Raw genomic sequence first — 18904 nt, 5'->3', positions numbered from 1 at the left:
ATGCGACCTAGTAATCGCGTCTGGGTGAACCTTATTGTATTGTTTTTTACTCACTTTTAACACACAATTGGGAGCGAGTAAATTCACCTCAATGCGTTATTTTGATTGAGTTTTAGCCATTTCACAAAACGAAATATATTTTGATTTTTTTATGATATTGTTTTGTTGTATCAATATTTTACCTTGGAGAAAACAGTTATGGGTTGGCTAGAAAGACTATTTGGGCAGGAAAAACCAGAAAATGCTCAAGTGAATCCTGATGAATATTTAATGGCTGAAAACTCTGCGGAAGGCGAAATTACTCCTCCAGAGCGTGTGGGACTCAATGGGGAATATGATCAAAGTGGTTTAGCAAAGCGAGTGGCGCTGGCTTTTGATGTAGACTCCCGTTTTGATGAGATAAATTCTATTTATATTGCCCAGTTGGGAGGTACAGTAGTTTTGAAAGGGGAAGTTCCCAATCAAGATATTCTGGATCAGTTAGTCGAGATAGCTAAAGAGGTTAATGGTGCTACCGATGTTGTCACCGACGAAGTAACAGTTGGGTGATTATTCCCTACTTGAGCCTTTAAAAATGGCTGGAAAAAAGATTGTAGATACGTTCCATAGAAAGTCTCTACTCGTCATTAGATTTTTAGTTATTTGGCGCTATTTTTTAATTCGGCGTTGGTGAATTGGGGTATGAAAGTCGAAAATTCCATCTCTCAAACTCTTACTCTCTGTGCCTCTGAGTCTCTGCGTGAAATAAAATCATACTTTTACTCAGCAACGCCTTTAATTCGTTCCAGGCTTTGACAACTTTATCTAATTTGTTTGGTAGTTGAGATTGCGAGATGTCATTATATTGGGTTGTGGCTTTTTGACTGGTTAGGGTATAGCTAATATGTAATATGTAACTGCTCAATAATTCGGGGTAAATCGTTCAATGACAAGCCTCAAATGGCCTAAAATCGTTCCCGAATAGTTAGTCCGTCCCCATTTATTGAGCAGATACAATTTAACTCAAATGATTCTCTAGCAAGGACGCGATCGCTTCTGGCTGAACTTTTTTGTATTGTTTTTTACCTAACATCAAAACACAATTGGGAGCGCTGCTACAGCGTTTTTGACAATCGGTGTGTTCAATTGTCACTTTATCAGATAAACCGCGATCGCCTAAAGTTTTTTCTAAGTCTGACAATAACCCCTTTCCACCCCGTTTCAGACAACCAGATTTTTGACATACCATAATTTTGGCTTTGGGTTGAGGAAGAAAATTTTCCAGCACACAAAAACCAATGGCTTGAATTTGATAAAGTTGCAGTTTGAGTTTATTGTTACGGAGATTTAATTTACTAATAGCATCTATGCGAATTTGTTCACCAGGAACTAAGGATAAACCTAGGGAACAACGTAAATTTTTAGGAATTTTTAGTTTAATATTTCCCCCAGGAACTGCTAACTGTAAATGTTTACATTTCCCAGCATCTTTACCCACAAACCCTAAAAACTGTCCTTCAATATTCAATTCCGATAAGGTCAAATATTTTTCACCCATTTGCGATAACCCAATTTTTTCAAGAGGAAATAGCTTATCTGTTGGCTTCCACACCCGCCAGGGAATAAATTCCCTGTCTCATAGCTCAAGTCCGTTAAAACGGACTAATAAATTTGGTTCTTGCGTAGATTTTATGGAGAACCCAGTTCAAAATCATTGAAAGCCTTATTGTGTCGGCATTTCATTCAAAATATGGGCATTATAGTTTATGATCCTTGCCCCGTAAGGGTTTTGTGATAATCAATCCTCAACCTCCATAAAACAGACGCAAGAGCCATAAATTTTCTTAATGTTTAGTCATCTTTAGATGACTTTCGCTATTAGACTGGGAATTGATTCCCAGGCGGTTTTTACCCTTACCCACGTATTTGTTTCATTATTAAAGTGAAACGGTATTATCTGGAGTTATGTTGATGATTCCAATCAAGAAGGAAGAGGAAAAAGAGATTTTTACCTTTTCCCTTCTGGGGATGGATTGAAATGTTAAGAAAGACGTTTAGCTTCCACTGTTACTGGTAAACGACTTTTATCGGGAAATTCACTAACTTCTAATTCCCAACCATTAGTTAAAGTGAGAATTTTACCTGCTTCGCTATCTGTTTCTTTAACTACTTCTTCTTCTAAGTCTTTTTTAGGGACGTAGACAACCAAAGTACCAGTATTATTCATTCGGAGCATTACTTTCATGTGTTTCCTCAGCAGATTCTAGTTCTCTTTTTCGACAACCGATGATGTACCCTGTTTCCAAAAAATGTACAGCATAGATATAATAAGCTTGCAAAAATGTGCCAATGCTGGAGACATAACCAACATCACCAATGTTTGCTAAAACTTCCCCAATTTCTCTACCGGGAAAAGTTCCATCGTTTTTGATTAGTTTCTTAACTCGAACTTTTTGACCAATTTCAAAAATGGGTTGCGAGTCCAGTTCTATTTCATCACGTTGCATGGGAATACCTTTTTTCGCTGACTAAATTTAATAATTCTTCTGTAGTGAGACTGCGTTTTTTGAGGATTGATTGCTGACGGACTACATCTAAAATAGCTTGGGTTTCTTGAGAATCGAGAAAGATGCCATGCTGTTCTAATAGATTAGACAATGAATGCCGACCAGAATGTTTACCTATGACTAAACGCCGTTCCCAACCGACATCTTCAGGAGCATAAGGTTCATAAGTAACGGGGTTTTGCAATACACCATGAGCATGAATACCAGACTCATGAGCAAAGGTATTTTCACCCACAATTGCTTTCCAAGGTTGAACATTAGCACCGGAAGCTTTAGCGACTAATTGAGATAGTTTTAACAAGTGTTGAGTTTGGATTCCTAAGTCAACACTGTAAATACATTTTAGAGCCATGATTACTTCTTCTAAAGCGGCATTTCCGGCTCTTTCTCCTAGTCCATTAACGGTAGTATTTACAGATAAAGCACCAGCTTTGATTCCGGCTAAGGCGTTAGCAGTTGCTAGTCCAAAATCATTATGGGTGTGAATCTCAATAGGAATTGATAGAGTTGATACTAAATGCTTAACTTTCAGGTGAGTTCGGAAGGGATCAAGTACCCCAACTGTATCACAAAACCGAAAGCGAGATGCGCCCCATTCTTGTGATAACATGGCAACATCTTGGAGAAAGTTTTCGTCGGCTCTCGAAGAATCTTCGCCACCGACTGATACCCAAAGACCTTGATCTAAGGCAAAGCTAATACAGTCTTTTAGTTTTTGTAAACTTACTCGCCATTGTCCATGAAATTTAGCGGCAATTTGCACTCCAGACACAGGAATGGCAATATGTACTCGTTCTAGTCCACAGGCTATAGAAGCTTTAATATCTGATAATACAGCACGATTCCAACCTAATAGTTTAGCGTTTAAATCTAAGTTACGAATGGCAACAATGGCGCGAATTTCTTCTTCTCCCATTGCCGGAATACCTACCTCTAATTCATGGACACCAATGGCATCTAAGAATTGAGCGATCGCTACTTTTTCTTCTAAGTTAAAAGCAACACCTGCTGCCTGTTCCCCATCACGTAATGTCGTATCATTAATCATGATTTGATACATTTTCAAGGTCCCTCTAGCGGAGTTTTTTGTAATATCCTTGTTCGCTACAATTTTTCATGGTGGTAGATGGGTAGTAAATTATTAATTGAGCGAATAAATCATGATTCATGATTTACGATCCTTAATTATTAACTAAATATTGCTGTTGCATCTGTATGACAAGAAACAAAAAATAAGTATAATTTATCCAATATTTTCTGTAGTATTATTTGTGGATTTTGTTAATAGCCAATAACCCAGACAAATATTAGTAAATCCTGTAAAAAATAACATACTCATGCCAGCAATCAAACTAAGTAGGTTAGCATTGAAAATTGTCGTTTTGGGAAGGCAATAGGCAAGAGGCAAGAGTGAAGAAGCTTTGGGAAATTTTACTTTTCTTTACACACTTTGGTTTTATTATTTTCACCTACTTAGTAATCATAATTATTACCTCTTATATTTACTGATAATTTTTCATTTACCTCAATTCAGGATGTTCTGCAAGCCAATCAAAAATTCTGTCTAGTTGTTGTAAATCCACTAAACCATATTGCCAAAGCAGCATCGGTAAAGGTCCATGATTGAACTCAGGATGTCTCGTTGCTACAGCAATATCAGCCTGGGAAAGTGCCAGTTCTTTTTCCAGAAATTGCAGTAACTTCCTATCAATACGATTAATCACCATAATTGGACATTGACAATTGAAATCAACATAAGGTACAAGTTATTCCCATTAGCAATTACTAATTTTTTTAGTTTTAGCAAACTGGGTGAACCTTAGCTTATGTGAATTATCTAGAATATGCAAGATAGTTTGTGAGTGAATAATGACTTGAGATCAATCAGACTTGCATTAAAAATTAACCTCTGATATGCTTTGGATTAGACAGGGCTAGAATTTTAATTGTTATCAGTCGTACTAATCAAAAAAACATGATTGTTTCCAGCAATCTTTACTCAACACCGTTGCACAAACAATTCTCTAACCATGTCACCAATTGATGACGAGAAGCAAAAAATTGCATCAATGTACTACGAACAAGAATCGCTTCTTCTAGGTTATTAACTTGCACGCGCAAAGAACCATCCGGGGGACAGGAACAGGAAATCATCAACTCTTGCAACCGATGATAAATACACCATCTATCACCTAAAGGAACTTGCAAAATTTGTTCACCGACAGTTAAAAAGTTACAATTTGGTGACATCAGTAATTCACAATTTATGAAGTTAACTTGATTGATCATCTTGGTGATGATTGGTGAGAGTTTGGACTTGTTGTTCTAACTGCTCAATCCGCGAGAGTAAAGAACGAATTACACCTGCCTCTATATCGGGTAATTTGCCATGTTCTAAGGGGGAAATGGGGTTACTAGACTTAGGAGCGATAATCCGTCCAGGAATGCCCACCACAGTGGCATCTGGAGGCACATCACGCAAGACAATTGACCCTGCACCAATACGGACGCGATCGCTAATTTGAATATTTCCTAATACTTTCGCACCTGCACCGACAACAACATTACTACCTAATGTCGGATGACGTTTACCGCTTTCTTTCCCAGTTCCTCCCAATGTTACACCCTGATAAATGAGTGTATAATCTCCCACAATGGCAGTTTCACCAATGACAACACCCATGCCATGATCAATAAATACACCCTTGCCAATTTTTGCCCCTGGGTGAATTTCAACACCTGTGAAAAACCGTCCTAAATGAGAAATCAACCGGGGAATAAAACCCACTTTATGGATATGTAACCAATGGGAAAGACGATGTAAACACAAAGCATGAAATCCGGGGTAACAAAATATTACCTCTAACCAATTACGTGCTGCTGGATCACGCTCAAAAATAATCCGAAAATCACTGATTAATGGTTCTAAAAAAGATCTAAAACCTTCATATTTACGTAGCTTTGTATTTACAGTCTCAGTCTTACTGATCCTGTTTAATGACTGGTGCATTGGTATTGTTAGGTGAAAAAATCCTGTACTGTTTTCATGCTTATAGCAGATAACTTCTAAACAGACAGAATTAGCAACGCAGATTAGATTTATTAAATTTATTAAGCTTGTACTCAATAGGTTTAAAACCCTATTTAACAGAACTTTACATTTTGTCTTGGGGTAGGGGGACTAGCTTTTGATCACAGGGGTACTGGTATTTTCAGATCAGGGATGCAGCTTTTTTGTACTCACCAGAAACCTCTTAACCTGTAGGACTTTGCAGCTATTTAGCCAAGATATTTTTCCATATATTTAGTTGTACTCATTTCCTGATAAACATTGTTTTGATGACAGTAAATATAGATTTTATGTATTACTCACTACTATTATTATTTTATTATTTTGGTAGTGGAAAGGTGGATTTCTTTATTTTGTTTTCGGATTTATTTGCTGTATATGGGGATACAAAATTGTAATAAGATCCCCGACTTCTTTGATTCATTCTGTCCATAAATAATAAATCAATGTTAGAAGTCGGGGATCTGGGTATGAACGATTGCTATATCAATCAAGAACCAAAGAAATATTTCATCTTAATCTTAATATCAGTAGTAGTTTTAGATACAGCAACAGCCGAATCATTAAACTTAGGCGGTCCAGTGAAAACCTCTGGATTGTTAGAAAACCCAAAACCTTCTATGGGCGCACCAAAAGCACCAGTATCAAGATTACCATTTTCATTGGCATCATGAATTAATCCAACAGCATAACTACCTGCTCTCAAGTTATTGAAAGTCAGTTTTTGAGATAGTTCTGTGATCTTGATACATTGGGATTGTAAAGCATTTTTACTATCACGAGGAAATCCCTGACTTTTATCAAAAATAGTCGCACAAATTTGTCCAGATTTGTTTTTGAGTCCCTCTACTTCAATTGTCAGACTACTATTCAACTCTGCCTTAGCATTAGCTAAAAAGAGTAAGTTTCCCAATATAGGGAGTAGTAACATTAGCCCCAGACTTGATGTTTTCTGCAACGCAATGTTTAACTTTTTCTTCATTAATTTACCCCGTATTAAATAGAACTAATATGTTACTTCGCAATGTTGTCAAGTTAGATTTTGTGGAGTTGCTGATTAAGGGTATGAATTTTAGTCTCACGCAAAGGCGCAAAGGTAAGAGTTTTCAAGGTTCAATTTGGGAATTTCATGCTTCAATTTAGCAACGCCGACTTTGTGAATTACCTAACAGACACTTTTGTAAATATAACAGTAAATATAACAGAAAGTAACAAAATGTCAAAAATCAATAATCAATCAATAACTAAAAATGTGCAAATTTACCCAAAATATAGAATCCAGGCGACTGGAAGTCACGGCTACACAGGCAAAACCCACCTGCGTGGGTTTTAAATTTCCCTAGTCCGCGTAGGCGGACTTTGTTTGTATAGCCGTGTATTCCTGACGGGAGCCGGAGGCATCTTTCTAATCGCCAGCTTATTTCTGTAAAATTGGGATGCTCCCGACAACAATAGCTTTGATCACATTTTTCCTAACTTGCTTTGTTTACTATATTTATAGTCTAGTGATGGGGGAAAGTTCATGGCTAACATAATTATCAATATCATCAAAAAATAATGATCAAAAAATTAAATCTTTTGCAAAATATCTGCATTAATATAGATGGTGTAATTAGGCTGTATTTATTGTATGGCAAGGAATACAGCTATAAAAATGTCAGCAATAATCAAAAACTTAAAAAAATATAAATGGCATTTTTACGCTAAAAAAAATGATAGGTTGTATACAGAATTGAATTTCGCACGTATCTGGAGTAATCGGGCCGATTTGACTCCAGTTTTTTCACCTCAAATCTCTGAAGAACAAGAGTTTCCAGGAGAAGTTGTAGGAAAGTTGAGTACAGTCGAATATCAGGAAAATTCGCTAAAAATATAGCCAAAACCCTTGCGGGTATTGAGTTTGAGATGAGTACAAAGAAATCCTGAACCCCTAACTATAAATACTCGTACCCCTAACTATAAATACTCGCACCCCAACCCGAAAAAATCTTTTTTAACTTTTGTATCGTTGCAATGTAAGGATTTAAGGATTTGAGTACAAACATAATAAATTCAATAAGTTCTATCCTGGTGTAAACCAAAGGGGGCAAAAAAAGGGCTGCTATAAATCATTTATCGCCAATCACTTAACGCTCCTTAACAAAACCAAGTTAACAGTCAAAAGTGAGTGGAGGGATGAGATTAGCACCATATCTAAAATAATTTAGATATTGCCAGTAGTAAAAGCATCTCCCACAGTGGCTCTCAAGTCCACCTCCAACAGCGAAATTCAATGACACTACCTGCTACAGATATTCTCACCTCCGACCATCAGGATTCCCTTATCATCCCCGCTAAATCTGGTAATTGTGGTTGCGACAGCAGCACAACTCCAGAAATGGACGAAAAACTCATAGAGCGTATTTCTAAACACCCCTGTTATAGTGAAGAAGCTCATCATCACTATGCACGGATGCACGTTGCCGTTGCTCCAGCTTGCAATATCCAATGTAACTATTGTAACCGCAAGTATGACTGCGCTAACGAAAGTCGTCCGGGAGTAGTGAGTGAATTACTCACACCGGAAGAAGCTGCCCATAAAGTGTTAGTAATTGCCGGAAAAATTCCCCAAATGACTGTGTTGGGAATTGCTGGACCTGGTGATCCTTTAGCTAATCCAGAAAAAACTTTTCGGACTTTTGAATTAATTGCAGACAAAGCACCAGATATTAAATTGTGCTTATCCACAAACGGTTTGATGCTGACAGAACATATTGATCGCATCAAACAATTAAATATAGATCACGTTACTATTACCCTTAATACCATTGACCCCGAAATAGGCGCACAAATCTATTCTTGGGTTCACTATAAACGCAAACGTTACAGAGGGGTAGAAGGAGCAAAAATTCTCCTAGAAAAACAGTTGGAAGGATTGCAAGCTCTCAAAGAAGCTGATATCTTATGCAAAGTTAATTCCGTGATGATTCCCGGAATTAATGATCAACATTTGGTAGAAGTTAATCAGGCTATTCGGGAGAGAGGCGCATTCTTACATAACATTATGCCGCTGATTTCTGCGCCAGAACATGGGACTCATTTTGGTTTAACTGGTCAACGTGGACCAACAGGAAAAGAACTGAAGGAAGTCCAAGACAATTGCTCTGGTAACATGAAAATGATGCGCCACTGTCGCCAGTGTCGAGCCGATGCGGTAGGATTATTAGGAGAAGATCGTAGCCAAGAATTTACTAAAGATAAGTTCATGGAAATGGCTCCAGAATATAACTTTGAAACCCGCCAAGAAGTTCACGAAGGGATTGAGAAATTTAGAGAAGAAATTAAGGCTGCCAAAGATAAAGCATCAACTGGCAAAAAATCTGCTAATAGTCCTAAAATATTAGTTGCAGTAGCCACAAAAGGTGGTGGATTAGTTAACCAACACTTCGGACACGCGAAGGAATTTCAAGTCTATGAAGTTGATGGAAATGAAGTTCGTTTTGTTAGTCACCGCAAGATTGATCAATATTGTCAAGGTGGTTACAGCGAAGAAGCTACCGCAGATAATATAATGAAGGCGATCGCAGATTGTAAAGCAGTCTTGGTATCAAAAATAGGCAATTGTCCCAAGGAAAAATTAGAAGCAGCAGGAATAAAAACTGTTGAAGCCTATGATGTAATTGAAAAGGTTGCTTTAGAATTTTACGAGCAATATGTTCAGGCTAATGGGTAATTAGTAATAGGTCATGGGTCATAGGTAATATTGTTCCAATCACCAATCACCAACCACCTATTACCTATTACCTCTTCACCAATTCCCACAAAGGTAAATAATCATGGCTTACGAAATTACTAGCCAGTGTATTTCCTGCAAGTTGTGTTTATCTGTTTGTCCTACCGGTGCAATTCAAGAAGTTGACGGTAATTATTGGATTGACTCTAAACTTTGCACAAATTGCGCTGGTAGTATTCACACTGTACCTCAATGTAAAGCCAGTTGTCCTACTGTTGATGGTTGCGTTAAACAACCTAGTGATTATTGGGAAAGTTGGTTTGCTAATTACCACCGTGTTTTAGCAAAGTTAACCAATAAACAAGACTACTGGGAAAATTGGTATAAGTCCTATTCTCAGAAGTTTTCCGAACAGTTGCAAAAGCAGCAAGGAGAAGCAATTATATAGGTGACAGGGGACAGGTGACAGGTGACAGTTAACAGGGAATAGGGAATAGGGAATATTTATCTTTATTCCGACTCCTGATAGCGTGGCGTTAGCCATAATCCTGACTCCTGACTCCTGACTCCTTCTTTATCACTTTATACTTTTATAGAGAAAATCATGCAAAATAATTGTATCTATCTTGATAATAATGCCACCACTAAAATAGATCCTCAAGTTGTTGAGGCAATGATGCCTTATTTGACGGACTATTATGCTAATCCTTCTAGTATGCACACTTTTGGTGGACAACTTGGTAAGGCTGTAAAAAAAGCTAGAGAACAAGTTGCTGCTTTGCTGGGAGCAGAAGAATCAGAAATTGTTTTTACCAGTTGCGGAACTGAGGGTGATAATGCGGCTATTCATGCGGCGTTATTAGCTCAACCCGAAAAACGTCACATCATCACTTCCCAAGTAGAACATCCGGCAGTTTTAAATGTCTGCAAACAATTAGAATCTAAAGGTTATCAAGTTACTTATTTGTCAGTAAATGCTAAGGGACAAATAGATTTGAGTGAGTTAGAAGCTTCTCTAACTGGTAACACTGCTTTGGTGACAGTAATGTATGCCAATAATGAAACCGGCACTATCTTTCCAATTGAAGAAATTGGTGCTATGGTTAAGGAATACGGCGCTCTCTTCCACGTTGATGCAGTGCAAGCGGTAGGTAAAGTACCCTTGAATATGAAGACCAGCACCATAGATATGTTAACTATATCTGGTCACAAAATTCATGCTCCTAAAGGTATTGGTGCTTTGTATGTAAGACGTGGGGTTCGTTTCCGTCCTCTATTAGTTGGTGGACACCAAGAACGAGGACGGAGAGGAGGTACAGAGAACGTTCCCGGAATTATTGCTTTAGGAAAAGCTGCGGAATTAGAACTGTTACATTTAGAGGAAGTAACTCAGAGATTAACAAAGTTGCGCGATCGCTTGGAACAGTCTCTTTTATCCAAAATTCCTGATTGTGAAGTAAATGGTGATGCCAAAAATAGATTACCAAATACTACAAATATCGGTTTTAAATATATTGAAGGTGAAGCCATTTTACTTTCTTTAAATAAGTACGGTATTTGCGCTTCCTCTGGTTCTGCTTGTACTTCTGGTTCTCTAGAACCTTCTCATGTTTTACGAGCTATGGGTTTGCCCTATACTACTTTACACGGTTCGATTCGCTTCAGTCTTTCTCGCTACACAACTGAGGCGGAAATTGATCAAGTAATCGCCGTAATGCCGGAAATTGTTGACCGTCTTCGGGCTTTATCTCCCTTCAAGAATGATAATGCTGATTGGTTACAACAACAGTCAATGGTCAGTAGTCATTAGTAGTTAGTCATTAGTCAGTGGTCAGTTTTCATTTACTACTAACTAATGACAAATCACCAATCCAAAATCTAAAATCCAAAATCTAAAATTAACTATGTGGGACTACACTGATAAAGTATTAGAGTTATTTTACGATCCTAAAAACCAAGGGGCAATTGAAGAAACTGGCGAAGCTGGTGTGAAGGTGGCAACTGGTGAAGTAGGAAGTATTGCTTGTGGTGATGCTTTAAGATTACATTTGAAAGTTGAAGAAGCAACAGATAAAATTCTCGATGCTCGGTTTCAAACTTTTGGTTGTACAAGTGCGATCGCATCTTCGAGCGCTTTAACTGAAATGGTCAAAGGTTTGACTTTAGATGAAGCTTTAGGAGTGACAAATAAGGAAATCGCTGATTATTTAGGTGGTTTACCTGAAGCGAAAATGCACTGTTCTGTTATGGGTCAAGAGGCTTTAGAAGCGGCGATTTATAATTATCGTGGCATTCCTCTAGAGGCACATGACGATGAAGAAGGTGTCCTCATTTGTAGCTGTTTCGGAATAACTGATGCTAAGATTAAGAAAGCAGTTGCACAAAACAATCTCTTCAGTGCAGAGCAAGTAACAAATTATGTAAAAGCTGGTGGCGGATGTGGTTCTTGTTTAACGAAGATTGATGATATAATAAGGGAAGTAAAGCAGGAAGCCGCCAACAAAAATCTCTACAGCTACAAGGCGAAAGCTAAAACAGAAATTCCTAGTTCAGAGCCACAAAGACCATTAACTACAGTTCAAAAAATTGCTTTGATTCAAAAGGTATTAGATGAAGAAGTCCGACCTGTTTTAATCGCCGACGGGGGAGATGTAGAACTTTATGATGTTGAAGGCGATAAAATTAAGGTAATTCTTAAAGGTGCTTGCGGTTCATGTTCTAGCAGCACTGCAACTTTAAAGATTGCAATTGAAGCGAGATTACGCGATCGCATCAGTAAAGAAATTATTGTCGAAGCAGTGTAGGGGCGGGGTCTCCCCGCCCAGGGGTTTCAACTCCCCGCCCAGGGGTTTCAACTCCCCGCCCAGGGGTTTCAACTCCCCGCCAACGCCCATTAACCAATTATTCTTACAACCCAATAAATACTATGAACACCACTAGATTTTCTGTAGAGCGATCGCCTCCATAAATAGCGACGTTCTACACACGCTCACCGCCGTAGAACTTTGGCCGTGAGAACCAACAGACAAAACCACCAATCAACTAATTCTAGGAAACACGAACAATGACTGAAGAAAAAATTAGACAGATAGCTTTCTACGGCAAGGGCGGTATCGGTAAATCTACCACTTCTCAAAATACTTTAGCCGCTATGGCTGAAATGGGTCAACGCATCATGATCGTCGGTTGCGATCCTAAAGCTGACTCTACCTGTTTTAATAATATGGACATTATTTAGACCCAGAGGGTTCACCTGTACCTTGCTTCTTTGCAGATAGCGTCTAAAGATGACTAAGTAACCCGAAAATTCTTTACCCAAAACCTCTTCCCTGTTCCCTTGTCATAACAATAATTTTTAATGTTCACCTACTTAGAGGATGTTTTAAAAGTTTTTAATGTATAAATAAACCCCTCTCCAAACCTCTCCCCGCCGCGGGGAGAGGCTTTAAAACCCCCATTCCCTGGCAGGGAAGGGGGGCTGGGGGGTTAGGTTTTTGGAAATTACTAGTACAACACGGCGTAAATAAATCAACCATTATCAATCGCCAAAAAGCTTGCTCAGTATTAGTTTTGACTTTTGACTTTTGACTTCCGCACCCACAACTATTCCCTATTCTCAACTTATCGGGTTAGTATAACAAGTACCGAAGAACCCTTATTTTTAACTGAGACTAATATTTTAATATTGGTAAATCTACTCTAGATTTTCATCAAACAAATATTTTATAGTGGGGGATATTGATGCTATTGCCTTGAGCTTAGAAATTGATCAGAAAAGTGCAGAATACTACTGCTTGTCTTTTGAAAATTAGTGATGAAACTATAATAAATCAAGGAATCTATATAAATTTGAAAACTGCGTAAATTAGCTTAGTTAATAATCCCATTGTGTGGGTATTGATGACCCCATTCCCCAAACCAATTATGATATCTAGTATGACAGATTCAGCGGTAAAAGCTGCTATTGCGTCCATATCTTTGGAGTCAGTAACAACAGAAGAAAAAATCCAAATGCTGATAGAAATTGGCACAGGGTTTCAAAAAAAACCGAAAACAGCCCAAGATTTACACAATGCAATCGGGCTATTTGAGCGTGCATATCAGATGTGTGGGGAGGAGTATCTTTTACTGAAAGCACGGGCTAAAGTGGGCATTGCAGGGACATTACAGATGATTCCTGATGGTGATTCCCAACTTTTGCAACAAGCACGGGCAGATTATGAGGAAGCTTTGCCCATTTTACAACAATTTGCCCCAGCGGCAGAGGTAGCCGCAGTGCAGATGAATTTGGGATTGGTTTTACAATCTCTTGTTCCCGAAAATTTAGGGCGGATAACTGAGAGTATTCATGCTTATCATGAAGCTTTGCGGGTGTTTACTTGGGAAGATTACCCCCAGGAATATGCGATTTTGTATAATAACATAGCGATCGCCTATCTTTCCATGCCCATGTCATCGGCACAAGAATCTTTACGTCAAGGTTTAGCAGTCCAGTCCTTTGAAATCGCCCTCAAACATATTAACATAATTGACCATCCTAAAGAATATGCAATGTTGCAAAATAATTTAGGAAATGCCTTACAATATTTAGTGAGTTCCCATCCTGTGGAAAATAATTTACGCGCTGTTTTAGCTTATGATGAAGCTTTAAAAGTGCGTAATCTTCAAGATACACCGTTAGAATATGCCAATACAATTTCTAACAAAGCTAACCTTCTCTTCAACTTACCCGACAACCTCGAAAAACCAGAATTAGGAAATCCCCAAAATCTCTTAAAAGCAGAAGAATACTATCAAGAAGCTTGGCGAATATTTACAGAACATAAGCAATTACAACAAGCCGAAATAGTAGCTAAAGCCCTACAAGATTTAACCGCAGAAATTCAAGCATTTGCCTTAAATTAAACCCAGAATAGGAGAATGATCATGTTTGATTTAGTTAATGATCCGGGAGTGGTCAAATTTTTGCATAGTTTAAATACAGAATTAGATTTTACCACAGAATTTACTTGGTTAATCATCGCCGCAATTTTATCAATGATTGGTGGTGCAATTGGCGGAATTATCCTTGCAGGTAAAGATATAGGATATCAATTTGCAGCCACAATTGGCAGTTTATTTGCACCAGCAGGAGTAATTCCTGCGGTAATTTTAGGGTTATTTATCCTAAACTTATTAGCTAATCATTAGGAGCATATATGTTAGAACTAAGTTGGTTTTCTGTTAAATTATTTCTCAAGGGTAAACTATTCCGTGACCCCATATATTTTCTGCGTCAAACCATAATTGCTAGTACTATTGGCACAGGTATATTAGTATTATTAGCACAAGCATCAATTCCCCTCTGTATTCCCATTAGTGTAGCTAGTTTAACGACAGGTGCAATTATGCCCTTTCTCTTGCAAGATTTTAAAATGAAATGAGGTTTTAACAATCTCTCTAAATAAATCCGTAGGGGCGCAGGCCTGCGCCCTAAACTAATTTCAAAATAACCAATTAACCCCAGATAAATCCATAAAAATAATGAATAATCTTGAAGAATTGATTACAGATATCAATCGTTTTGAAGCGATTATTGCTAACTGGGATGAAAGTCAACGTTGTGTAGCTGTGGGGTTACAAAGAGCAATTGAGTCTCTACATAAAGCAGCACTAACTAATTTAATTAAAAGTCTTAAACAAGATAATATATCAGCTTTGCGTCAAGCCGTAGATGATGAAATTGTCTATGCAGTTTTCTTATATCACAATTTAGTTAAACCGCCATTATCAGAACGTATCCAAACAGCATTAGCAGAAGTTCGTCCCAGTTTACAAAGTCATCAAGGAGATGTAGAATTAGTAGCAATTAAACTACCGGATACAGTTGAAGTTAAATTAACTGGTAGTTGTAGTAATTGCACTACTTCTACTCTCACTTTAACTCAAGGAATAGAACAAGCAATTAAAAAACATTGTCCAGAAATTACCAAAGTAGTTGCTGTTAATCATAATTCCCCTACTTCTACTAATGATAATGCTAATTCTTTAGATTTTTATTGGGTAAAAGTAGCCACATTAGATGAAATAATTGAAAATCGGATTTTAGCAGTTAGAGTTAATAATCATGACGTGATTCTGTATAAACAAGATGATCATATTAGCTGTTATCAGAATCGTTGTTCCCATTTGGGATTTCCTTTAGATAAAGGTAGGGTAGAAAAAGGAGTTATTACTTGTTCGGCCCATGAATTTAAATATGATTTAAATACAGGTGAATGTTTAACAGTCCTAGATATTTCACTTCAAAGCTATGAAGTTAAAGTTAAACATGATAACGTTTATATAAAAATCAGGTTCTTCGGTACTTGTTCTGCTAAACCAATAAGTTGAGAAAAGGGAACAGGGAACTTAATGTCCGACATTTTTGCTATTCCCTGTTAAGATTTCCCTAAGTAGGTGAACCGAAAAATTTAAAGGTATGTGAAGAAAAGTAAAATCGCCCAAAAGTCTCTTCCTGTTCCCTTGCCCCAAGGACAATTTTTAACGCCAACCTACTTACTCCTATTAGTTTAGGAATAAATCTGTTCATTATCAACAGACAAAAATATCAAAAAATAGCTAAAGTAGCTATAAGACTTCACCTATTATGATATGCAGGAAACAGCGACTCAAGTATTGATTCGTGTCTCTAAAAAATGGTATAGGATTCGGTATTTAGATCCTTATACCAGAAAGAGATTAATGTTATTATCAGAGGAAGAATTTGAAGTAGAACTTCAAGGACTGCTTAAACCCGTAGCTTGACTTCTTTGATTTCACCATTGGCAACTTTTACGTAATCAATTAATTCTTTATATATTAAAGATTTATCAGCCCAGGGTGTTTCATCCCAAAAATTAATATTGCTACAACAAAACGAAAGAATATCAAATAGTTCGCTGTTGATTTTGTTAACTACGGTTTCTTTTTGTTTGATTTTATTTATCTCTAAAATTGTTTGGTCAATGGCATCTTGAATTATGGGGTTTTTAGGTAAAAGTCTCAGTGCTTTTAGTTGCTCCTTCCTAGCAGTCAATTCCGGGCTATCTTCTGCCTCAATATTTGAATTTGTAATTGCATATTCCTGAATTTCCCTGTGGCGCTCTACTAAGGTTTGATCTACCGCCAAAATAATATTTGGTAGATAGGTACTAATTTTATTGCCACAAAAATCATTTCCCATATTTTCATGTTTTTTGCAGCGGACTCTATATGTCGAGTTTCGTTTCTTACAAAAGCATTTGTAACCGCACTCAGCGCAAATAATCTGCCCCGCTAGTGGGAAAATCTCTGTTTCCTTTTTGTCCTTACCGTAGCTGTATTTAGATTTATTCTCCTCAAGTTTTCCAACTATGCGTTTGAATATATTTTCACTAATTAAGGGTTGGTGAGTATCTTCATGAATATCCCAGTTTTCAGGTTGGTTTAAATTGCCTTTGATATTATAAGCGGTACAGCCCCTGAGTACGGGGTTTAAAAGCCAGTAACGCAGTCCGGCCGCAGTCCACTTGAGATGATAAGTTTGCAGTAAATATTGACCCGTACTCCTCAATGTAGCCCCATCACCAAGGAAATATTCAATCATCTTGTGAGCGATCGCCCATTTACTAATTCCATTCATCTCAGACAAATCAGGAGCATACTTTTCATCCACGCGACAATACCCAAAAGGTGGCCGGGGAGAAGCCTTTTTCTGCTCTCTAAAAAAGTTCATACCATTTTTGATGCGATTCGCAAGTAGCCTAGATTCAAATTCCGCCAATCCAGCCATCTGATTCACAGAAAACCACCCAAAGGGAGAAGATGGGTCAACAGGTGCATCCAAAACCGTGAGTTTGACCTTGTACTCCTCAAAGATAGCGATCGCTTTGTGAATCCCCACGACACTGCGTCCTAGTCGGTCAATTCTCGTGCAGATGACTTCGGTGATCTTGCCATGTTTGCACTGAGCAATCATTTTATTAAATTCTTTCCTCTGATCGCTGCGCCCGGACTCAACATCCGAGAAGATGACAATAGCACCCGCCCTTTCTACTCGTGCTGTTTGTTGTTCCAAAGCATTACCTTCATCCTGTTCACGGGTGGAAACCCTCACATAACCTGCTTTCATGATTATTCCTCATACTGCCCACATTATTAATATAACTCTACCCGTTTGATGCTTCACTCTAAGGCTCAAACCACCGTTCTTCACTTGGCTGCTGAAAGAGGATCTGTTGAAGACCTAGAACTTCATGAAGTAATGCTCAAAGGTTTCCGCGACGTTAAATGCGTGGAATCCGGTGGTCCAGAACCCGGTGTAGGTTGCGCCGGTCGTGGTATTATCACCGCTATTAACTTCCTAGAAGAAAACGGTGCTTACACAGACTTAGATTTCGTATCTTACGACGTATTAGGTGACGTTGTATGCGGCGGTTTTGCTATGCCTATCCGTGAAGATTCAGCTATTTTGTCTAGGGTTTTTGTTAATGCAATTGATTGGAAACTTTGATTTTTTTATGCCCTATTTTTGCCCTGGGAAATTTTAGATAAATGGGGTTTTTGTGAGGATTCATTCTTTTATTTACCCTATTTTGTCCCTAGGGTCAACGGGATACATGATTTTTGATAAATGGGTTACTTTTTGGTTATTTCTAAATGATATTTAATTTTTAATAACCCATTAGTAATAGCATGAAATAAAATATTTATTACATTTTATTAAAAACGGTTATTGCTCTAGTCATATTCCATATACATATAATACAATTATGGTGTATAATGTACTTTTAATAACTTTTTATTGTATTTTGACAGTCAAATGGAAGATACACGCAATAAAATTATCAGTTTTGTCGAATATGTCCGTCAGTTGACGGGGGATGAAAAAGGTGAAGCACAAGTATTTTGCGATCGCCTATTTCAAGCATTTAACCATCAAGGTTATAAAGAAGCAGGAGCAGAATTAGAATATCGCGTAAAAGTTAAAGGCAAATCTACCAAATTTGCTGATTTACTATGGCGACCACGGTTACTGATGGAAATGAAAAAACGGGGTGAAAAGCTAGAAAAACACTACCAACAAGCCTTTGAATATTGGCTACAATTAGTTCCCCATCGGCCAAAATATGTAATTCTCTGTAACTTTGATGAATTTTGGATCTATGACTTTGATATCCAACTGCAAGAACCTGTAGATCAAGTAACATTAGAAGATTTACCAAATCGGTATACTGTCTTAAACTTCCTGTTTCCTGAAAATCGTAAACCGCTATTTAATAACAATAGGACTTACGCATTGACAAAAAAATGAATCTATGTTGATGAAGCAGCACAAGCATTGGTAAGATTGTCCACAATGTAGTCGCGCACAACTAAAGTGAATAAGTTTCTTTGCACTTCATACCAATTAGAAATTATGTTTTCAGAGCGCATTTTTTCTAAACGAACAAATGCTTGAAGTGAACAAAATATGTGTGTTTTGATTGCTTGGCTATCTCTCACCATAAATCGACAAATTCCACATACTTGTTTAATGGCTCTGTGAAAACTTTCAATTCCCCAATGGGTATCATG

General features: G+C 37.7%; 21 protein-coding genes and 3 pseudogenes. 14 read left to right on the top strand and 10 right to left on the bottom strand.

Annotated features, from left to right (window positions below):
* The first annotated feature begins 198 nt into the window (after nucleotides 1–198).
* Nucleotides 199–549: a BON domain-containing protein gene (locus IQ226_RS13320; RefSeq protein WP_193896043.1), complete on the top strand. Its 351-nt coding sequence runs from the start codon at nucleotides 199–201 to the stop codon at nucleotides 547–549.
* 448 nt (nucleotides 550–997) lie between these two features.
* On the opposite strand, the gene IQ226_RS13315 is transcribed toward IQ226_RS13320, so the two are convergent.
* From IQ226_RS13315 to IQ226_RS13280, 8 genes are all read right to left on the bottom strand, one after another.
* Nucleotides 998–1537 (bottom strand): (2Fe-2S) ferredoxin domain-containing protein, encoded by a 540-nt coding sequence (locus IQ226_RS13315; RefSeq protein ID WP_193896100.1) that lies wholly within the window; start codon nucleotides 1535–1537, stop codon nucleotides 998–1000.
* A gap of 483 nt (nucleotides 1538–2020) precedes the next feature.
* A complete protein-coding gene (gene nifT, locus IQ226_RS13310; RefSeq protein WP_193896042.1) occupies nucleotides 2021–2224 on the bottom strand; it encodes a putative nitrogen fixation protein NifT in 204 nt (67 codons plus the stop codon).
* Complete coding sequence (locus IQ226_RS13305; RefSeq protein ID WP_096665361.1) at nucleotides 2199–2486, bottom strand: nitrogen fixation protein NifZ; 288 nt, start codon at nucleotides 2484–2486, stop codon at nucleotides 2199–2201. The genes nifT and IQ226_RS13305 overlap by 26 nt, the downstream gene beginning before the upstream one ends.
* Complete coding sequence (gene nifV / locus IQ226_RS13300) at nucleotides 2476–3606, bottom strand: homocitrate synthase (protein ID WP_096665359.1); 1131 nt, start codon at nucleotides 3604–3606, stop codon at nucleotides 2476–2478. Before nifV ends, IQ226_RS13305 begins: the two co-directional genes overlap by 11 nt.
* 460 nt (nucleotides 3607–4066) lie before the next feature.
* The gene (locus IQ226_RS13295) at nucleotides 4067–4273 is read right to left on the bottom strand and encodes a DUF2949 domain-containing protein (RefSeq protein ID WP_193896040.1); all 207 of its coding nucleotides are present in this window, start codon (nucleotides 4271–4273) and stop codon (nucleotides 4067–4069) included.
* A gap of 268 nt (nucleotides 4274–4541) precedes the next feature.
* A complete protein-coding gene (locus IQ226_RS13290) occupies nucleotides 4542–4796 on the bottom strand; it encodes an Asr1405/Asl0597 family protein (protein WP_027404317.1) in 255 nt (84 codons plus the stop codon).
* Between the two features lie 22 nt (nucleotides 4797–4818).
* Nucleotides 4819–5556, bottom strand: a complete 738-nt coding sequence (gene cysE / locus IQ226_RS13285; RefSeq protein ID WP_193896038.1) for a serine O-acetyltransferase — start codon at nucleotides 5554–5556, stop codon at nucleotides 4819–4821.
* A gap of 550 nt (nucleotides 5557–6106) precedes the next feature.
* Complete coding sequence (locus tag IQ226_RS13280) at nucleotides 6107–6547, bottom strand: DUF2141 domain-containing protein (RefSeq protein ID WP_228039419.1); 441 nt, start codon at nucleotides 6545–6547, stop codon at nucleotides 6107–6109.
* 699 nt (nucleotides 6548–7246) lie between these two features.
* On the opposite strand from IQ226_RS13280, the gene IQ226_RS13275 reads away from it, so the two are divergent.
* The 11 genes and pseudogenes from IQ226_RS13275 (at nucleotide 7247) to IQ226_RS13225 (ending at nucleotide 16114) form a co-directional block, all read left to right on the top strand.
* Nucleotides 7247–7492: a hypothetical protein gene (locus tag IQ226_RS13275; RefSeq protein ID WP_193896034.1), complete on the top strand. Its 246-nt coding sequence runs from the start codon at nucleotides 7247–7249 to the stop codon at nucleotides 7490–7492.
* A gap of 396 nt (nucleotides 7493–7888) precedes the next feature.
* Complete coding sequence (gene nifB / locus IQ226_RS13270; RefSeq protein WP_193896032.1) at nucleotides 7889–9328, top strand: nitrogenase cofactor biosynthesis protein NifB; 1440 nt, start codon at nucleotides 7889–7891, stop codon at nucleotides 9326–9328.
* A gap of 103 nt (nucleotides 9329–9431) precedes the next feature.
* Complete coding sequence (locus tag IQ226_RS13265; RefSeq protein WP_193896030.1) at nucleotides 9432–9776, top strand: DUF362 domain-containing protein; 345 nt, start codon at nucleotides 9432–9434, stop codon at nucleotides 9774–9776.
* 156 nt (nucleotides 9777–9932) lie between these two features.
* Nucleotides 9933–11138: a cysteine desulfurase NifS gene (gene nifS, locus IQ226_RS13260; RefSeq protein WP_193896028.1), complete on the top strand. Its 1206-nt coding sequence runs from the start codon at nucleotides 9933–9935 to the stop codon at nucleotides 11136–11138.
* Between the two features lie 94 nt (nucleotides 11139–11232).
* Complete coding sequence (gene nifU, locus IQ226_RS13255) at nucleotides 11233–12132, top strand: Fe-S cluster assembly protein NifU (RefSeq protein ID WP_193896026.1); 900 nt, start codon at nucleotides 11233–11235, stop codon at nucleotides 12130–12132.
* 260 nt (nucleotides 12133–12392) lie between these two features.
* Nucleotides 12393–12539: pseudogene (locus tag IQ226_RS13250) on the top strand (AAA family ATPase); the annotation flags it as partial.
* Nucleotides 12540–13252: 713 nt separating this feature from the next.
* On the top strand, nucleotides 13253–14233 hold the full coding sequence (locus IQ226_RS13245; RefSeq protein ID WP_193896024.1) for a hypothetical protein: 981 nt from the start codon (nucleotides 13253–13255) through the stop codon (nucleotides 14231–14233).
* 21 nt (nucleotides 14234–14254) lie between these two features.
* Nucleotides 14255–14518: a hypothetical protein gene (locus IQ226_RS13240; RefSeq protein ID WP_193896022.1), complete on the top strand. Its 264-nt coding sequence runs from the start codon at nucleotides 14255–14257 to the stop codon at nucleotides 14516–14518.
* Between the two features lie 8 nt (nucleotides 14519–14526).
* Nucleotides 14527–14751, top strand: coding sequence for a hypothetical protein (locus IQ226_RS13235; RefSeq protein ID WP_193896020.1), 225 nt, complete (start codon nucleotides 14527–14529; stop codon nucleotides 14749–14751).
* Nucleotides 14752–14851: 100 nt separating this feature from the next.
* Nucleotides 14852–15700: a NifU family protein gene (locus IQ226_RS13230; RefSeq protein ID WP_193896018.1), complete on the top strand. Its 849-nt coding sequence runs from the start codon at nucleotides 14852–14854 to the stop codon at nucleotides 15698–15700.
* A 261-nt stretch (nucleotides 15701–15961) separates the two neighbouring features.
* On the top strand, nucleotides 15962–16114 hold the full coding sequence (locus tag IQ226_RS13225) for a hypothetical protein (RefSeq protein WP_193896016.1): 153 nt from the start codon (nucleotides 15962–15964) through the stop codon (nucleotides 16112–16114).
* On the opposite strand, the gene xisF is transcribed toward IQ226_RS13225, so the two are convergent.
* Nucleotides 16098–17459 (bottom strand): fdxN element excision recombinase XisF, encoded by a 1362-nt coding sequence (xisF, locus tag IQ226_RS13220; protein WP_228039418.1) that lies wholly within the window; start codon nucleotides 17457–17459, stop codon nucleotides 16098–16100. The genes IQ226_RS13225 and xisF overlap by 17 nt on opposite strands.
* A gap of 33 nt (nucleotides 17460–17492) precedes the next feature.
* Between xisF and nifH the strand changes: the two are divergent.
* Together nifH and IQ226_RS13210 are read left to right on the top strand one after the other, a co-directional pair.
* A pseudogene (nifH, locus tag IQ226_RS13215) lies at nucleotides 17493–17795 on the top strand (nitrogenase reductase); the annotation flags it as partial.
* Nucleotides 17796–18149: 354 nt separating this feature from the next.
* Entirely contained in the window at nucleotides 18150–18641 is a 492-nt protein-coding gene (locus IQ226_RS13210; protein ID WP_228039417.1) for a type IIL restriction-modification enzyme MmeI, read from the top strand.
* Between the two features lie 2 nt (nucleotides 18642–18643).
* Here IQ226_RS13210 and IQ226_RS13205 read toward each other — a convergent pair.
* Nucleotides 18644–18904, bottom strand: a pseudogene (locus tag IQ226_RS13205) (IS701 family transposase); the annotation flags it as partial.

The organism is Dolichospermum sp. LEGE 00240 (assembly GCF_015207875.1).
Lineage (GTDB): Bacteria > Cyanobacteriota > Cyanobacteriia > Cyanobacteriales > Nostocaceae > Dolichospermum > Dolichospermum gracile.
The sequence above is the reverse complement of the archived record's forward strand: the minus strand, read 5'-3'. Positions and strand labels throughout refer to the sequence as shown.

What these genes read in the sequence shown, in the direction of transcription:
- IQ226_RS13320 (WP_193896043.1), top strand. Translation starts at nt 199, where the DNA reads ATGGGTTGGCTAGAAAGACTATTTGGGCAGGAAAAACCAGAAAATGCT.
- IQ226_RS13315 (WP_193896100.1), bottom strand. Translation starts at nt 1,537, where the DNA reads ATGGGTGAAAAATATTTGACCTTATCGGAATTGAATATTGAAGGACAG.
- nifT (WP_193896042.1), bottom strand. Translation starts at nt 2,224, where the DNA reads ATGAAAGTAATGCTCCGAATGAATAATACTGGTACTTTGGTTGTCTAC.
- IQ226_RS13305 (WP_096665361.1), bottom strand. Translation starts at nt 2,486, where the DNA reads ATGCAACGTGATGAAATAGAACTGGACTCGCAACCCATTTTTGAAATT.
- nifV (WP_096665359.1), bottom strand. Translation starts at nt 3,606, where the DNA reads ATGTATCAAATCATGATTAATGATACGACATTACGTGATGGGGAACAG.
- IQ226_RS13295 (WP_193896040.1), bottom strand. Translation starts at nt 4,273, where the DNA reads ATGGTGATTAATCGTATTGATAGGAAGTTACTGCAATTTCTGGAAAAA.
- IQ226_RS13290 (WP_027404317.1), bottom strand. Translation starts at nt 4,796, where the DNA reads ATGTCACCAAATTGTAACTTTTTAACTGTCGGTGAACAAATTTTGCAA.
- cysE (WP_193896038.1), bottom strand. Translation starts at nt 5,556, where the DNA reads ATGCACCAGTCATTAAACAGGATCAGTAAGACTGAGACTGTAAATACA.
- IQ226_RS13280 (WP_228039419.1), bottom strand. Translation starts at nt 6,547, where the DNA reads ATGTTACTACTCCCTATATTGGGAAACTTACTCTTTTTAGCTAATGCT.
- IQ226_RS13275 (WP_193896034.1), top strand. Translation starts at nt 7,247, where the DNA reads ATGGCAAGGAATACAGCTATAAAAATGTCAGCAATAATCAAAAACTTA.
- nifB (WP_193896032.1), top strand. Translation starts at nt 7,889, where the DNA reads ATGACACTACCTGCTACAGATATTCTCACCTCCGACCATCAGGATTCC.
- IQ226_RS13265 (WP_193896030.1), top strand. Translation starts at nt 9,432, where the DNA reads ATGGCTTACGAAATTACTAGCCAGTGTATTTCCTGCAAGTTGTGTTTA.
- nifS (WP_193896028.1), top strand. Translation starts at nt 9,933, where the DNA reads ATGCAAAATAATTGTATCTATCTTGATAATAATGCCACCACTAAAATA.
- nifU (WP_193896026.1), top strand. Translation starts at nt 11,233, where the DNA reads ATGTGGGACTACACTGATAAAGTATTAGAGTTATTTTACGATCCTAAA.
- IQ226_RS13245 (WP_193896024.1), top strand. Translation starts at nt 13,253, where the DNA reads ATGATATCTAGTATGACAGATTCAGCGGTAAAAGCTGCTATTGCGTCC.
- IQ226_RS13240 (WP_193896022.1), top strand. Translation starts at nt 14,255, where the DNA reads ATGTTTGATTTAGTTAATGATCCGGGAGTGGTCAAATTTTTGCATAGT.
- IQ226_RS13235 (WP_193896020.1), top strand. Translation starts at nt 14,527, where the DNA reads ATGTTAGAACTAAGTTGGTTTTCTGTTAAATTATTTCTCAAGGGTAAA.
- IQ226_RS13230 (WP_193896018.1), top strand. Translation starts at nt 14,852, where the DNA reads ATGAATAATCTTGAAGAATTGATTACAGATATCAATCGTTTTGAAGCG.
- IQ226_RS13225 (WP_193896016.1), top strand. Translation starts at nt 15,962, where the DNA reads ATGCAGGAAACAGCGACTCAAGTATTGATTCGTGTCTCTAAAAAATGG.
- xisF (WP_228039418.1), bottom strand. Translation starts at nt 17,459, where the DNA reads ATGAAAGCAGGTTATGTGAGGGTTTCCACCCGTGAACAGGATGAAGGT.
- IQ226_RS13210 (WP_228039417.1), top strand. Translation starts at nt 18,150, where the DNA reads ATGGAAGATACACGCAATAAAATTATCAGTTTTGTCGAATATGTCCGT.